Below are 14894 nucleotides of genomic sequence, written 5' to 3' on the forward strand. Positions count from 1 at the left end.
GATTTGGGAAACAACGCCGGTGCTGAGTACAACCGTCAAGTTTAAATAAGGCAATCAAAACGATCAGTAGCCTTACCTAAACTAACTAAACACTTAATATAAATAGCAACGTCATACAGATGGATAATAAGCAAACAACGCAGGTGAACCACCAGTATGAACAAATAACAACGGCCCCTGCTTGCCAAATTTATCTGTCTTGATGCCATCAATCAAACCGGCCATAGCTTTACCGGTATAAACAGGATCAAGCGTAATCCCCTCCAGTCTTGCTAATAGCTTCACTGCAGCCATACCCTGCTCATTTGGCATGCCATACATTGGCAAAAAATATTCATCCCAGAGCGATATTTTGGCATCAGCACTCACATCGAGCAAAGCCGCAACCTCTTGCTGAAGCTTGATAACTTTAGGCGCTTGCGTATCAACCACTCGCGAGACGGTCACCCCAACCAACTCACATTCAGGCATCAATTGCTCCAGACCCACCGCTAACCCAGCATGCGTACCGGCACTGCCTGAGGGGACAACAACGGCTGCAAAATCGATACCCATAGCCTCAGCCTGTGCTGCAATTTCAGTAGCACAGACCACATACCCAAGAGACCCAAGGGCATTTGAACCGCCAATAGGAACGACATACGGGATTAATCCTTGCTGCTCCAAACGTAACCGCACCGCGTCCAGTTGTTCATCTGGCGCATTGAGCTCGTCAACTAACTCGACTTCACAACCGAATAGATCAATGAGATAGCTATTGCCGTTATGTAAATAATTTTCCGACTCGGTATTAATCGGATTTTCTAATATGGCGACACATCGCATACCATATTTTGCAGCAACAGCCGCAGTCTGCCTTACATGGTTGGATTGAATGGCTCCTGCGGTGACCAACACATTTGCCCCTTTTAGCTTGGCATCGGCAACCAAAAACTCCAGTTTTCTTAGCTTGTTTCCGCCCATAGCTAACGGTGTCACATCATCACGCTTGATATAAACATCACGTCCCAAGTGAGCTGAAAAACGAGCTAAATATTCTAACGGAGTCGCCACATTAACCAGTTCAACGCGTGGGAAACTATTTATTTTTCCAGTCAGGTGACTCATCTTTATCTCCAAATAAAATGCTTGCCGCCATATAAAATTGAGGCACTCGATAGAGTGCCTCATGCCTAACAATAATTCAATATTAGATTGAGAAACCGAGAATGACATAGCCAATGAATGCTATCGTACCAGTTACTAACGCATAGGGGAATTGGGTTCGAATATGCTCTATATGATCACAGTTAGTCGCCATTGAAGCTACGATGGCATCACTTGATATCGGTGATGTCATATCACCAAATATAGAACCTGCAATTGAGGCGCCAATCATATATTCAAAAGGAACGCCCAAGGAGACCCCTAGCTGAACACCAATCGGGATCATGATGGCAAAGGTGCCCCATGACGTACCAGTCGCCAGAGACATGATGGCACTGACGATAAAGATAAAACCAATTGAGAAGCCAGGTGAAATCACTCCAGAAGTAACCGATGCAATATAGTTGCCGGTATTCAATTCAGCTGATATATGACCCATCAAAAATGCCAGTATCATTACCGAGCTGATTTTTACCATACTGGCATAACCAACATACAGCTCCTTAAAAAAGTTTTCGATATTTAAAATACCTCGACCCCAGAACCATACAAAAGAGACCAGAGTACCGAACATGGCGCTGGAATATACAGACATGGATCCGCTCCCTTTGGAGAAGTTACCATCTCCAGTGAGGTAGAGCACCACAGGTACCATCAATACCGTAGAGAGGATCGGGATGAAGAAGTTCCACAGTGAGTCGCTGGCCGGGTGCTTGATAACATCATCATGATGCTCGGTCACTGTATCCGCTACATCATGCTTTGCCAGCTCATAACGCTGCTCGGCTTTTTTCATCGGCCCCCATGAAGCACCAGAAAAAATATAAAACAATACCGATGCCAATGACAGCCAAGCCATGATATTCCAAACCATGGAGTGCGCCAGGATCTCAAATGGCTGACCATCAATCAACCCCTTGGAAATCTGAACACCGATCACCCCCATCATGGCCGCTCCCCAGCCATTGATCATCACGGATGAACAAACAGAGACACATGATGTTTGAATAATATATGACATCTTCTCTGGTGGAACTCGATATCGCTTAGCCAAATCCTTGGTCGAGGCACCAGAAATCAACTGATTTACTGAACTTTCAATAAATATCAATGATGTGATGATCATCGCCAGAAACTGCACGGACTTTTTGTTGGTAATATAACCATTGTGTTCTGACAACGATTGAACTAATCGTCTGACGCCACCGGTCACGACAATCAATCTCATAATACCACCAATAAGCACCATAAATATGATGGTTCTGGTGTTGCCCGGTGAAGAGAAAGTATCAATAATCCCATTGACGGTCGCAACAACGCCTAGAGAAAAGCTGTGGTTAATAACAACAAAGCCAACAAATATCCCCGCCAGCAATGACAAAATGACCTGTCTAGTGAATATTGCCAAAAGGATAGTCACCAGTGGTGTGATAATTGTCCACACCCCGTAATCGTGCATAAATACAACCTTATTATTATTAGATTAATGCCAGCGCATTCGTCAGATCGTCTTTAAGATCCTGAACATCTTCAATGCCAATGGAGAATCGCAATGTCGTATCATATATTCCGATACTCTCACGTTCTGCTGGCGTCATGGAACCATGGGACATGGAGGCAGAGTGATTGATCATGCTCTCTACACCACCAAGCGACTCTGCCAGCACAAAATATTTGAGCCCGGAGAGGAACTTGACCACGTCCTCACGTTCACCGTACAAACGCACCGTGACAACGGCACCGCCAGAACGCATCTGCTTTTTGCACAACTCATGTTGTGGATGCGAGGCTAGCCCCGGGTAATGAACCTCTTTTACCTTGGGATGTGATTCAAGATACTCGGCGATTTGCTGGGCATTCTTGCAATGACGTTCCATACGCACATCCAGGGTCTTCATGCCACGAAGCGCAAGATACGCATCAAAAGGTGAGGCAATGGCACCGACAGTAGTCTTTACAAAATCAAGTTTTTCCGCCAATTCAGGCTTGTTGGTAATAATTGCCCCACCAATAAGATCAGAGTGACCACCAATATATTTGCTGGCGGATAACATCACCATATCTGCACCCAGTTCGAGCGGTCTTTGATTCCAAGCACTGGCAAAGGTATTATCAACACAGGTAAGCAGATTTTTCTCTTTAGCCAATTGGCAAACCTGTTCAATATCAACCAGCGTCAGCAATGGATTGGTTGGCGTCTCAATCCAGATAAGCTTGGTCTGCGCAGTGACCTGCTGACTGACCGCATCCAGATCATTCAAATCGACATAAGTACAATTCAGGCCAGATGTATGCTTGCGCAACCGCTCAAACAGGCGATAAGTACCACCATATACGCCGCACATTACAATAATGTGAGCATCTTTCGGTAACAGCTCCAGCACCAGCGCGGTTGCTGCCATACCGGAAGCCGTCGCAGTGGCATAGATACCATTCTCCAACGCAGCCAGTGCTGATTCATAGGCATACCGAGTCGGATTGCTGCATCGAGAGTAGCAATAATCACCACCTTCACCGAGATTTGGCTGAATAAAAGAGCTCGCAGTAGTGATTGGCGGGAATATGGCATTATTACCCTTGTCATGCTGATTTCCACCATGGATGGCAATTGTTGCTATTTTATTGCTATTCATTTTTGACCTGCTATAAAATTTAATAAAAACCGTACCCATACCTTCAAACTATGGGTATATATACTGCCAAATTTAAATTTTTATTGTTAGCTGATGTGCAAACCACCATCAGTTTACGCTTGCGGACTCACCAGACTGGACTTGTAATTCCGGATATGCAAATAAACGGTATGGCGAGACACTCCCAACATACGGGCAACCAGTTGTGGCGTATCTTTGATATCAAATATCCCCATATCATATAGCCTGCTCACTATTTCCTTGTTACGTACGCTGCTTCCCAATGAACTGTCCTGATCGACTTTTTCAATGACCTGAGAGACCAGATCATCCACAGAGCAGGCAAATGTTTCATTGTTCACATGGATAGCCGTCGCAGGCGGCGAGAATGTTTCCAGCAGATTTGTCAGCGACGTCTCCAGACTGAAATTCACACATAACATCCCCACCGGTTTACCATGACGATTCTTGATCGTAATCGATGAAGACTTCATCACCTTCCCTTCCTTGGTGCGGGTGAAATAGCTGCTCCATTGACTACCGGCAGTGCTCTGCAGTTTGGTCAGCGCGAAATCGGTCACCGGCGCCCCCTCTTGCCGTCCGGTGACATGCCCGTTAGCAATTTTGACGACCGAGGCGTGCAAGTTGTCAAAGGCGTGCAGCACCACCTCACACCCAGATCCAAAAAGAGCCGACAGAGCTTCTACCGCAGGTTCGAAACTGGCGATTAAATGACGAGATTCTTCGTCAAGTAGGAACTCATCACAGGATGAAGAATCACTCATTCAATATCTCCAGAAATCAACAATAGTTGAGCGATTTGAGTTTTAACCATGTTATTGGCATGGTGATGCTTGTGCAAGCAACAAAAAATGGTGAATGAGTGATCGCGCTCAACTTTATGTAAGTTTTCTGCAGCTAACAACATCGTCATGACGTTTTACTTGACGGATCCAGACTGTAGTAAGATGACATACTTCTCCAGCTCGCCAACCAGGCAGAAACTGAATTGAGGTTCATCCGTAAACAATTACGCCTTTCGGTGTATCGCACCCACGGCAGGTGACGGCGCAGAACAACAAAAAACAAAGGGCGCCTTGTCGGCGCCCTTTGGCTTGATGGATATCGCTGAAGCCTGCTGGCTTGGGCTGGCTATCAACCGGTGTTGCGCATACCTGCTGCAATACCGGCGATGGTGACCATCAGCGCCTTGTCCAGCTCGGGGTGCAGGGTCTCCGATTGGTTACGAGAACGGTTGAGCAGCTCGGCCTGCAACACGTTGAGCGGGTCAGTGTAGGGGTTGCGCAGCTTGATGGACTCCTTGATCCAGGGCTGATCCTCCAGCAGATCCCCGCGCGGGCTCAGTTTCAGCACCACCTCGATGGAGTCGGCGAGCTCCTGACGCAACTGTTTACCCAAGCCCCACAGCTCCTGCGGCACAAGACGGGTGTCGTAGTACTCGGCGAGCCAGGCGTCCGCTTTGAGGAACACCATCTCCAGCATCTCGAGGCGAGTGCGGAAGAAGGGCCACTGGGCACTCATCTCTTCCAGCACCGCCAGCTTGCCACCGTCGATGGCCTGTTGCAGCGCCTTGTGGGCACCGAGCCAGGCCGGCAGCATCAGGCGGTTCTGGGTCCAGGCGAAGATCCATGGAATAGCGCGCAGGCTCTCGACGCCGCCGTTAGGCTTGCGCTTGGAGGGACGGGAACCGAGCGGCAGCTTGCCAAGCTCCATCTCCGGGGTGGCGGCACGGAAGTAAGGGACGAAGTCCGGATGACCGCGCACGATACTGCGGTAGTGATCGCAGGAGTCGGCGGCCAGCTGTTCCATCACCTCGCGCCAGCACGCTTTCGGCTTGGGCGGCGGCAGCAGGTTCCCTTCCAGCACGGCGCTGGTGTAGAGCTCCAGACTCTTGATCGCCACTTTCGGCAGGCCAAACTTGAAGCGGATCATCTCCCCCTGTTCGGTGGTACGCAGACCGCCGCGCAGGGATCCCGGCGGCTGGGAGAGGATCGCCTGATGGGCAGGGGCACCACCACGACCAACAGTACCGCCACGGCCATGGAACAGGGTGAGGCGGATATTGTTGGCTTCGGCCAGCCCCACCAGCGACTCCATGGCGGCGTACTGGGCCCAGCCTGCGGCCATCATGCCCGCATCCTTGGCGGAGTCGGAGTAACCGATCATCACGTACTGACGGCCCTGAATGTAGCCGCGATACCAGTCCACCGAGAGCAGGCGCTCCATCACGGCGGTGCCTGCCATCAGGTCATCCTGGGTTTCAAACAGCGGGGCAACCGGCATGCGGAACGTGCAGCCCGCCTCTTTGAGCAGCAGTTGCACCGACAGCACGTCGGACGGCGCACCGGCCATGGAGATGATGTAGATGCCAAACGCATCGGGATCGTACTGGGCAATGACCTGACAGGTATCCAGGGTCTCGCGCACCTCGGCGCTCGGCTCCCAGTCGTGGGGAATGAGTGGGCGGCGCGAGTTCAGTTCATTGAGCAGGAAGGCCTGCTTGTCATCTTCGCTCCACTCGGCGTAGTCACCCAGACCCAGATAGCGGGTCAGCTCGGAGAAGACCAGCCCATGGCGCTCGCCATCCTGACGGATATCCAGCTTGACCAGATGGATGCCGAAACAGGCGACCTTGCGCAGCACATCCAGCAGCATGCCATCGGCGATGTTGCCCATGCCACAGGCATGCAGGGAGTGGTAGCAGAGCTCCAGCGGCTCGCGCAGCTGGGCGGTGGTCTTGACCAGATCCTGGCTCTCGCTCACCTGGCCCTGCACCTTGGCGGTGAGGTGCTCCTTGGTTTCGCGCAGCGCTTCACGCAGCTCGCGCACCAGCGCACGGTAGGGCTCGGGATGATCGCCAACCCGGGCGCGCACGGCGTCGGTACAATCGGACATGGAGAGCTCGGAGGTGAGCTCCTTGATGTCTTTGTAGAACAGGCTCACCGCCATCCAGCGGCCCAGCTCCAGCACTTCGGCAGTCACCTTGGCGGTGACGAAGGGGTTGCCGTCGCGGTCACCGCCCATCCAGGAGGTGAACTTGACCGGCGCGGCATCCAGCGGCAACCGCACACCCAGATGGTGTTGCAGACGCTCGTCCAGATTGCGCATGAATTCGGGGATGGCTGGCCACAGGCTGTTCTCCACCACGGCGAAGCCCCACTTGGCCTCGTCCACCGGGGTCGGGCGCTGTTCGCGGATCTCGTTGGTGTGCCACGCCTGATTGATCAGCTGCTCGATGCGATTGAGGATCTTGTCCCGCTCGCGGGGCAGCAGGTCGGAAAGTTCCAGCGCCTCGAGGCAGTCGTTGAGCTGCACGTGCTTGTGGATCAGGGTACGACGGGTCACCTCGGTGGGGTGAGCGGTCAGCACCAGATCGATATCCAGCTCACGCACGGCCTGAATGATGGCCTCTTGCGACAGGTTGGAGGCTTTCAGTTTGTCGAACATCTGCTCCAGCGGATCCGGGGTGCAGACCTGCTCTTCGCAGCGACGGGAGATGGTGTGGAACTGTTCCGCCACGTTGGCCAGATTGAGGAACTGGCTGAAGGCGCGGGCCACCGGCAGCAGCTCGCTATCACTCAGGGTGCGCAGGGTATCGAGCAGACGTTCCCGGTCTGATTCATTGCCCTTGCGGGAGGACTTGGCCAATTGGCGAATGGTTTCGATCTTGTCGAGAAAGGCCTGACCCTGATGATCCTTGATGGATTTACCCAGCAGCTGACCCAGCATACCTACGTTGGCGCGTAGTGCGGCGTACTTTTCGTTCATTCCACATCCTTATCTTGTTGGTGCCTGACACCCATCCGGGGTGCAAGACGACCTCACTTATTGTTGTGCGATTACAACATATGCTCCGTCATCTTAGGGTGACAATCTACCCAGATTGTCTGCGCAAGGTCAAATAACAGGCCGATTCAGAACATGTATTTCCCTCACTACTCCACAACCGGCTTGTTATGTAACTTACTTACAACCTTGCCGCACTTTTTATAGGCAAAAACGTCTGATCAGGTGCTGCAACACCGTGGTGGTCGGCTTGACGAAGGAGAGGTCGAGATACTCATCCGGCTGGTGCGCCTGGGTGATATGGCCGGGGCCCATCACTATGGTCTCGCAACCAAGCTGCTGGATAAACGGCGCCTCGGTGCAGTAGTTGACCGACTCGGCGGCGCGACCACTCGCCTTCTCAGCTTCGCGCACCAGCACAGAGTCGTCGGCGCAGGCGTAGGCGGGAATGGGCTCGTGCAGATGTTGCAGATGCAGGCAGCCCGGCTGGTGGATCTCGATGGGCGACAGCGCCTCTTTCAGCATCCCCATCAACTCGTCCGGCCCCACCTGCGGGGTGGGTCGCAGGTCGATATGCAGCTCGCAGCAGCCGCAGATGCGGTTCGGGCTGTCGCCGCCCTGAATGTAACCGAGGTTCAGAGTTGGCTGCGGCACGGCAAAGCGGTGGTCGGCGTAGCGATCTTTCAGATCCTGCTGCAAGCGCAGCACCTGCCCCATCGCCTTGTGCATGATCTCCATGGCGTTGACGCCATTGGCGGGATCCGAGCTGTGGCCGCTCTTGCCGGTAATGCGGATTGCCTCCGACATATGCCCCTTGTGGGCTACCACCGGCACCAGTCCGGTCGGCTCACCAATCACCGCGTAGTCGGGTTTCAGCTCGGCCGCCGCAGCGATGGCACGCGCCCCCGCCATGGTGGTCTCTTCGTCGGCGGTAGCGAGAATGCGCAGCGGCTTACTGAGCGTCTTGAGGTCAATCTCTTTCAGTGCCTCGACGATAAAGGCGAAGAAGCCTTTCATGTCGATAGTGCCGAGACCATAGAGGCGATTGCCCTCTTGCGTCACCTTGAAGGGATCCTTGCTCCAGCCCCCCTCATCAAACGGCACCGTATCGGTGTGACCCGCCAGCAGCAGACCCCCCTCCCCCTGACCGATCGTCGCCACCAGATTGAACTTGCCCGGCAGATCAGGCAGCGCCGTCACCTCGCACTGAAAACCGAGCTGACCGAACCAGTCGGCCAGCAGCCGGATCACCCCCTCATTGCTCTGGTCCCACTTGGGATCCGTGCTGCTGATAGAGGGAATCGCAATAATATTCTTATAAAGTGAAAAAAAATCCAGATTGGCCATCAGCTCCTCCTTGCGTCCCCGGAATGTTTCTGTTAGAAAATACAAATGCAAAGTGAGTGCATGAATATTCTGTAATTTTACCTGAATATCTGGCTCATCAACAAAGGCTTCTAGTTGTAAGGGAAAGTTAATGTTCTGTCACCTGATCTATAACCGACGACACACACCCGCCTGAATCGCCCCTCCGCACTTGTTTTATCAAGACGGTGCACCGGGGTGAATGAACCCCTTGCACTGCAGCGCCATGCTGTGAATCTCGAACTCTGACTTGGAATATTCAACATGCTTAACACCGTCATCGTCGGTGCCAGTGGCTACGCGGGAGCCGAACTGGCCGCACTGGTACAGAACCATCCACAACTCAAGCTGTTCGGCCTCTGTGTCTCGGCCGGCAGTCAGGATGCCCACAAGCGCTTCTCTTCCCTGCATCCCCAGTGGGTCGGTGCCCTCGATCAGCCGCTGCTGCCGCTGGACGACGACGGCATGACCCGGATCCTGACCCAGGCCGATCTGGTGCTGCTGGCCACCGCCCACGAGGTGAGCGCCGAGCTGGCACCCAAGTTTCTCGCCAAGGGGCTGCCGGTGTTCGATCTCTCCGGAGCCTTCCGGGTCAAGGATCAGGGCTTTTACGACAGCTTCTACGGCTTTACCCACGACAGCGAACAGTGGCTGGATCAGGCCGTCTATGGTCTGGCGGAGTGGAACGACGATGCCATCGCCACCGCCCAGCTGATCGCCGTGCCCGGTTGCTATCCGACCGCCTCCCTCTGCGCCCTCAAGCCGCTGCAGCAGGATGGTCTGATTGCCAAGGGGTGGCAGCCGATCATCAACGCCGTCTCCGGGGTTTCCGGTGCCGGGCGCAAGGCGGCCATCAACACCAGCTTCTGCGAAGTAAGCCTCAACCCCTACGGCACCTTCAATCACAGACACCAGCCGGAGATCAGCCATCACCTCGGCAAGGAGGTGCTGTTCCAGCCCCACCTTGGCAACTATGTGCGCGGCATCCTGGCCACCATCTATGTGCAGCTGGCGGACGGCGTCACCCCCACCCAGGTGGATCAGGCCTTCCTCAAGGCTTACGAAGGCAAGCCGCTGGTGCGCCTCACCGGCCAGATGCCCTCTATTCGCGGTGTGGCAAACACCCCTTACTGCGATATCGCCTGGCAACAGCAGGGCAACATGCTGGTGGTGGTCTCTGCCATCGACAACCTGCTCAAGGGAGCCGCCTCGCAAGCCATTCAGTGCATAAATATCAAATTCGGATTTGAACCGGCCACCGGCCTGATTTAAGGACTTAGGAAGGATCTCGAACATGGACAAACAGACGTTGGTAATCAAGCTGGGCGGCGCCCTTATCGAGAACGATGAGGCGCTGACCGCCCTGTTCGCCACCCTCAAAACTTTTCTCGACGATCAACACCGTCCGCTGGTGCTGGTACACGGCGGTGGCTGTCTGGTGGATGACCTGCTCAAGGGGCTGGGTCTCACCTCCACCAAGAAGAACGGCCTGCGGGTGACCCCGTTCGAGCAGATCCCCTTCATTGCCGGGGCGCTGGCCGGGACTGCCAACAAGCAGATGATGGCCAAGGCGATTGCCACCGGCATTCCGGCGGTGGGACTCTGTCTGGCAGATGGCGGCCTGTGTCAGGTGACCCAGCTCGACCCGGATCTCGGCGCCGTTGGCGAGTGCAAACCGGGCAACCCGGCGCTGGTGGCGGGGATCCTCGGTCAGGGCTTCCTGCCGGTGGTGAGCTCCATCGGCATCACCGCCGAGGGGCAACTGATGAACGTCAACGCGGATCAGGCGGCCACCGCCATTGCCGAAGCGCTCGGCGCTGATCTGGTGATGCTCTCCGATGTGAGCGGCATCCTCGATGGCAAGGGCAAGCTGGTGCCCCAGCTCGACAAATCAACCGCCCTCGATCTGATGGAGAAAGGGGTGATCCGCGATGGCATGGCGGTCAAGGTAGAAGCGGCCCTGCACGCCGCCGAGACCCTCGGCAAGCCGGTCTGTGTCGCCAGCTGGCGTTACCCGGATCAGCTGCTCAAGCTGCTGGCTGGCGGCGCGGTCGGCACCCAAGTCGCTATTTGATCTCCACTGGAACAAGGAACATCCGATGCAACATCTTCTGAAAGACAGTGATCTGAACAAAGCCCAGATTGAAGCGCTGATTGCGCTGGGCAAAGCGGTCAAGACCGACCCGAAGAAGTACAGCCAGGCACTGGCCGGCAAGAGCGTGGTCACCCTGTTCGAGAAGCCCTCCCTGCGTACCCGGGTCACCTTCGACATCGGCATCGCCAAACTGGGCGGCCACAGCGTCTATCTGGATCAACAAAACGGCGCGCTGGGCAAGCGGGAGTCGGTGAAGGATTTCGCCGCCAACCTGTCGCGCTGGTGTGATGCCATCGTCGCCCGGGTGTTCGATCACCAGACTCTGGTCGAGCTGGCAGAGCACGGCACAGTGCCGGTAGTGAACAGCCTGTGCAACCTCTACCACCCCTGTCAGGGGCTGGCCGACTTTATGACCATTGCCGAGCACTACGACGATCTGTCGAAGGTGAAGCTTGCCTACCTCGGTGATGGCAACAACGTCAGCCACTCTCTGCTGCTGCTGGGGGCGACTCTGGGCACCGACGTCACCCTGATCTGCCCGAAAGGCCGCGGCCCGGATACCCAGATATTCCTGCAGGCGCAGGCACTGGCGACCAAGTCGGGGGCGACCATCCACATCAGCGATGACGTGGCAGATATCGAAGGGTTCGACGTGGCCTACACCGACACCTGGGTCTCCATGGGTGACAACACCCCGATGGAGCAGGTCACCGAGCTCTTTATGCCTTACCAGATCAACCAGGCCCTGCTCGACCGCACCGGCATTGCGCACGTGCTGCACTGCCAACCGGCTCACCGGGAGCTGGAGATCACCTCACAGGTGATGGATGGCCCCACCTCCCTCATCATGGACGAGGCCGAAAACCGGATGCATATCCAGAACGCCGTGTTGCTGACCCTGTCTGGACATAAATAGTCTGGGTGGCAAGTAACGCGGCACTGAACCTGAATCACGACCCTTTTATTGAATCATCATCGAATCATCACGGAGAGAAGTAACATGAGCGGAATCAACAAGATCGTACTGGCTTACTCGGGTGGACTGGATACTTCGGCCATCATTCCCTGGCTCAAAGAGCACTATGACGCCGAAATCATCGCCTTCGTCGCCGATGTCGGTCAGGAGCGTGACGATCTGGAAGGGATCGAGCAGAAGGCCATCGCCTCTGGCGCCACCAAGTGCATCGTCCAAGACCTGCGCGAAGAGTTCGTCAAAGAGTACGTCTACCCGACCCTGAAGACCGGCGCCGTCTATGAAGGCACCTATCTGCTGGGCACCTCCATGGCCCGCCCGATCATCGCCAAGGCGATGGTAGAAGCCGCGCTGGCGGAAGGGGCCGATGCCATCTCCCACGGCTGTACCGGCAAGGGTAACGATCAAGTGCGTTTCGAAGGTGCCGTCGCCGCACTGGCGCCCCAGCTGAAAGTGATCGCCCCGTGGCGTCTGTGGGACATGCGCTCCCGGGAAGATCTGCTGACCTATCTGGAGACCCGCGGCATCCCCTGCAAGGCGACCCTGAAAAAGATCTACAGCCGCGATGCCAACGCCTGGCACATCTCCACCGAGGGTGGCGAGCTGGAGAGCACCTGGAACGAGCCCTCCGAAGCGGTCTGGCAGTGGACCGTACCGGCCGAGCAGGCACCGGATCAGCCGGAGTACGTCAAGCTGACCGTGGCGCAGGGTGAAGTGGTGGCCGTTGACGACCAGCCGCTCAGCCCGCACCAGATCCTGATGACCCTGAACGAACGTGCCGGCAAACACGGCGTGGGCCGCATCGACATCACCGAAAACCGGATGGTGGGGATGAAGTCCCGTGGCTGCTACGAAACCCCGGGCGGTACCGTGATGGTCGCCGCGCTGCGCGCCGTGGAAGAGCTGGTACTGGATCGCCCAACCCGCGCCTGGCGGGAAAAGCTGGGTGCCGAGTTCTCCCATCTGGTCTATGACGGCCGCTGGTTCACCCCGCTGTGCAAGGCCATCGTCGCCTCTGCCAACGCCATCGCCGAAGATCTCGACGGTGAAGTCATTCTGAAGATGTACAAGGGTCAGGTTACTGCGGTGCAGAAGAAGTCACCGAACAGCCTCTACTCCGAAGACTTCGCCACCTTCGGCGCCGACGAAGTGTATGACCAGAGCCATGCCGAAGGCTTTATCCGCCTCTACACCCTGGCCAGCCGGATCCGCGCCATGAAGGAGCAGCATCAGGCCATCGGTGGCGACCACACCCACGGTTAAGCAAGCGCGATAACCCGTTGATTCCGTTGAGGGGGCATGGCCCCCTCTTCTATAGGCAGAGGACATAACCCCTGACCCATCATCGGCGGGTGTGACAAGAGCGGCAGCGCCCGGGCCGCTTCTGTGAGATAACAGGCTCGCAGAAAAACAGGGCACGATTTCAAGCTCGGTGGCCAGGGCGCCGCCGACAACGCATTCAAGGAGAGCAGTATGGCACTTTGGGGTGGACGCTTCAGTCAGGGAGCCGATAGCCGGTTCAAGCAGTTCAACGATTCGCTGCGGTTCGATTACCGGCTGGCGGAGCAGGATATTCAGGGCTCCATGGCCTGGGCCAAAGCGCTGGTGAAAGTGGGCGTATTGACCGCCGATGAGCAGGGCAAACTGCAACAGGCGATGGAAGTGCTGCTCACCTCGGTGCAGCAGGATCCCCAGCAGATCCTGAGCTCGGACGCCGAAGATATCCACTCCTGGGTCGAGAGCCAGCTGATTGCCGCTGTCGGCGATCTCGGCAAGAAGCTGCACACCGGCCGCTCGCGCAACGATCAGGTCGCCACCGACCTGAAACTGTGGTGCAAGGCGCAGGGCGAACTGCTGCTCGGCTCCATCACCGCCCTGCAGCAGGGGCTGGTCGCCTCGGCCCGCGCCAATCAGGCTGCGGTGCTGCCGGGTTACACCCACCTGCAGCGCGCCCAGCCGGTCACCTTCGCCCACTGGGCGCTGGCCTATGTGGAGATGCTGGAGCGGGACTACTCACGGCTGCAGGATGCCCTCAAACGCCTCGACACCAGCCCGCTCGGCTGCGGCGCACTGGCGGGCACGGCCTATGCCATCGACCGCGAAGCGCTGGCGCTCGACATGGGCTTTGCCGGTGCCACCCGCAACAGTCTGGATTCGGTCTCCGATCGGGATCACGTGGTGGAGCTGATGCACGTGGCGTCCCTCTCCATGACCCACCTGTCGCGCTTTGCCGAAGATCTCATCTTCTACAACACCGGCGAGGCGGGCTTTGTCGAGCTCTCCGATGCGGTCACTTCCGGCTCCTCCCTGATGCCGCAGAAGAAAAACCCCGATGCGCTGGAGCTGATCCGTGGCAAGACCGGCCGGGTGGTCGGCGCCCAGATGGGCATGCTGATGAGCCTCAAGGCGCTGCCGCTGGCCTACAACAAAGACATGCAGGAAGACAAGGAAGGGCTGTTCGATGCCCTCGACACCTGGCACGACTGCCTCGATATGGCGGCGCTGGTGCTGATCGATCTGAAGGTCAACGGCGAGCGCACCATGGCGGCGGCGCAGGGTGGTTATGCCAACGCGACTGAGCTGGCGGACTATCTGGTTGCCAAGGGGATTGTGTTCCGCGAGGCGCACCATATCGTCGGCGAAGTTGTGGTTTATGCCATTGGCGCAAAGAAGCCGCTGGAAGATCTCTCGCTGCCCGAGTTCCAGCGCTTTAGCCCGGTGATTGGGGCAGACGTCTACCCCAATCTGGAACTGGAAGCGACCTTGGCCAAACGGGTCGCCAAAGGCGGCGTCGCCCGCGAGCAGGTAGAAGCAGCCCTTACCGCCGCCGAACAGTGGCTGGCCAAGCGGGCGGGTTAAACCCATCGGCTTGTCA

General features: G+C 56.2%; 11 protein-coding genes. 5 read left to right on the forward strand and 6 right to left on the reverse strand.

The genetic code is table 11. The annotated features are described in order from the left end of the window. Positions 1-111 precede the first annotated feature (111 nt). The 6 genes from BN1135_RS05680 to argE all read right to left on the reverse strand — a co-directional run bounded on the left by BN1135_RS05680 (position 112) and on the right by argE (position 8933). Positions 112-1107 carry a D-cysteine desulfhydrase gene (locus tag BN1135_RS05680; RefSeq protein WP_042019760.1) on the reverse strand — a complete coding sequence of 332 codons (996 nt, stop codon included), beginning with the start codon at positions 1105-1107 and terminating at the stop codon, positions 112-114. An 82-nt stretch (positions 1108-1189) separates the two neighbouring features. Continuing rightward, positions 1190-2605: a Na+/H+ antiporter NhaC family protein gene (locus BN1135_RS05685; RefSeq protein ID WP_042019514.1), complete on the reverse strand. Its 1416-nt coding sequence runs from the start codon at positions 2603-2605 to the stop codon at positions 1190-1192. 19 nt (positions 2606-2624) lie between these two features. Continuing rightward, positions 2625-3779, reverse strand: a complete 1155-nt coding sequence (locus BN1135_RS05690) for a trans-sulfuration enzyme family protein (RefSeq protein WP_042019515.1) — start codon at positions 3777-3779, stop codon at positions 2625-2627. A gap of 113 nt (positions 3780-3892) precedes the next feature. Beyond that, positions 3893-4564, reverse strand: coding sequence for a helix-turn-helix transcriptional regulator (locus BN1135_RS05695; RefSeq protein WP_042019516.1), 672 nt, complete (start codon positions 4562-4564; stop codon positions 3893-3895). A gap of 370 nt (positions 4565-4934) precedes the next feature. Then, positions 4935-7568 (reverse strand): phosphoenolpyruvate carboxylase, encoded by a 2634-nt coding sequence (ppc, locus tag BN1135_RS05700; protein WP_042019517.1) that lies wholly within the window; start codon positions 7566-7568, stop codon positions 4935-4937. Positions 7569-7787: 219 nt separating this feature from the next. Beyond that, positions 7788-8933 carry an acetylornithine deacetylase gene (argE, locus tag BN1135_RS05705; RefSeq protein WP_042019519.1) on the reverse strand — a complete coding sequence of 382 codons (1146 nt, stop codon included), beginning with the start codon at positions 8931-8933 and terminating at the stop codon, positions 7788-7790. Positions 8934-9215: 282 nt separating this feature from the next. Between argE and argC the strand changes: the two genes are divergently transcribed. The 5 genes from argC to argH all read left to right on the forward strand — a co-directional run bounded on the left by argC (position 9216) and on the right by argH (position 14878). After that, positions 9216-10223 carry an N-acetyl-gamma-glutamyl-phosphate reductase gene (gene argC / locus BN1135_RS05710; RefSeq protein WP_042019521.1) on the forward strand — a complete coding sequence of 336 codons (1008 nt, stop codon included), beginning with the start codon at positions 9216-9218 and terminating at the stop codon, positions 10221-10223. A gap of 22 nt (positions 10224-10245) precedes the next feature. Then, entirely contained in the window at positions 10246-11025 is a 780-nt protein-coding gene (gene argB, locus BN1135_RS05715; RefSeq protein ID WP_042019522.1) for an acetylglutamate kinase, read from the forward strand. A gap of 25 nt (positions 11026-11050) precedes the next feature. Next, positions 11051-11962: an ornithine carbamoyltransferase gene (locus BN1135_RS05720; RefSeq protein ID WP_042019524.1), complete on the forward strand. Its 912-nt coding sequence runs from the start codon at positions 11051-11053 to the stop codon at positions 11960-11962. Between the two features lie 84 nt (positions 11963-12046). Beyond that, entirely contained in the window at positions 12047-13282 is a 1236-nt protein-coding gene (locus tag BN1135_RS05725) for an argininosuccinate synthase (protein WP_042019525.1), read from the forward strand. Between the two features lie 210 nt (positions 13283-13492). Continuing rightward, positions 13493-14878, forward strand: coding sequence for an argininosuccinate lyase (gene argH, locus BN1135_RS05730; RefSeq protein WP_042019526.1), 1386 nt, complete (start codon positions 13493-13495; stop codon positions 14876-14878). Positions 14879-14894: the final 16 nt, after the last annotated feature.

The organism is Aeromonas sobria (assembly GCF_000820145.1).
In the GTDB taxonomy this organism is placed as follows: Bacteria; Pseudomonadota; Gammaproteobacteria; order Enterobacterales; family Aeromonadaceae; genus Aeromonas; species Aeromonas sobria.

What these genes read in the sequence shown, in the direction of transcription:
- argE (WP_042019519.1), bottom strand. Translation starts at nt 8,933, where the DNA reads ATGGCCAATCTGGATTTTTTTTCACTTTATAAGAATATTATTGCGATT.
- argC (WP_042019521.1), top strand. Translation starts at nt 9,216, where the DNA reads ATGCTTAACACCGTCATCGTCGGTGCCAGTGGCTACGCGGGAGCCGAA.
- BN1135_RS05725 (WP_042019525.1), top strand. Translation starts at nt 12,047, where the DNA reads ATGAGCGGAATCAACAAGATCGTACTGGCTTACTCGGGTGGACTGGAT.
- argB (WP_042019522.1), top strand. Translation starts at nt 10,246, where the DNA reads ATGGACAAACAGACGTTGGTAATCAAGCTGGGCGGCGCCCTTATCGAG.
- BN1135_RS05720 (WP_042019524.1), top strand. Translation starts at nt 11,051, where the DNA reads ATGCAACATCTTCTGAAAGACAGTGATCTGAACAAAGCCCAGATTGAA.
- BN1135_RS05680 (WP_042019760.1), bottom strand. Translation starts at nt 1,107, where the DNA reads ATGAGTCACCTGACTGGAAAAATAAATAGTTTCCCACGCGTTGAACTG.
- BN1135_RS05690 (WP_042019515.1), bottom strand. Translation starts at nt 3,779, where the DNA reads ATGAATAGCAATAAAATAGCAACAATTGCCATCCATGGTGGAAATCAG.
- BN1135_RS05685 (WP_042019514.1), bottom strand. Translation starts at nt 2,605, where the DNA reads ATGCACGATTACGGGGTGTGGACAATTATCACACCACTGGTGACTATC.
- argH (WP_042019526.1), top strand. Translation starts at nt 13,493, where the DNA reads ATGGCACTTTGGGGTGGACGCTTCAGTCAGGGAGCCGATAGCCGGTTC.
- ppc (WP_042019517.1), bottom strand. Translation starts at nt 7,568, where the DNA reads ATGAACGAAAAGTACGCCGCACTACGCGCCAACGTAGGTATGCTGGGT.
- BN1135_RS05695 (WP_042019516.1), bottom strand. Translation starts at nt 4,564, where the DNA reads ATGAGTGATTCTTCATCCTGTGATGAGTTCCTACTTGACGAAGAATCT.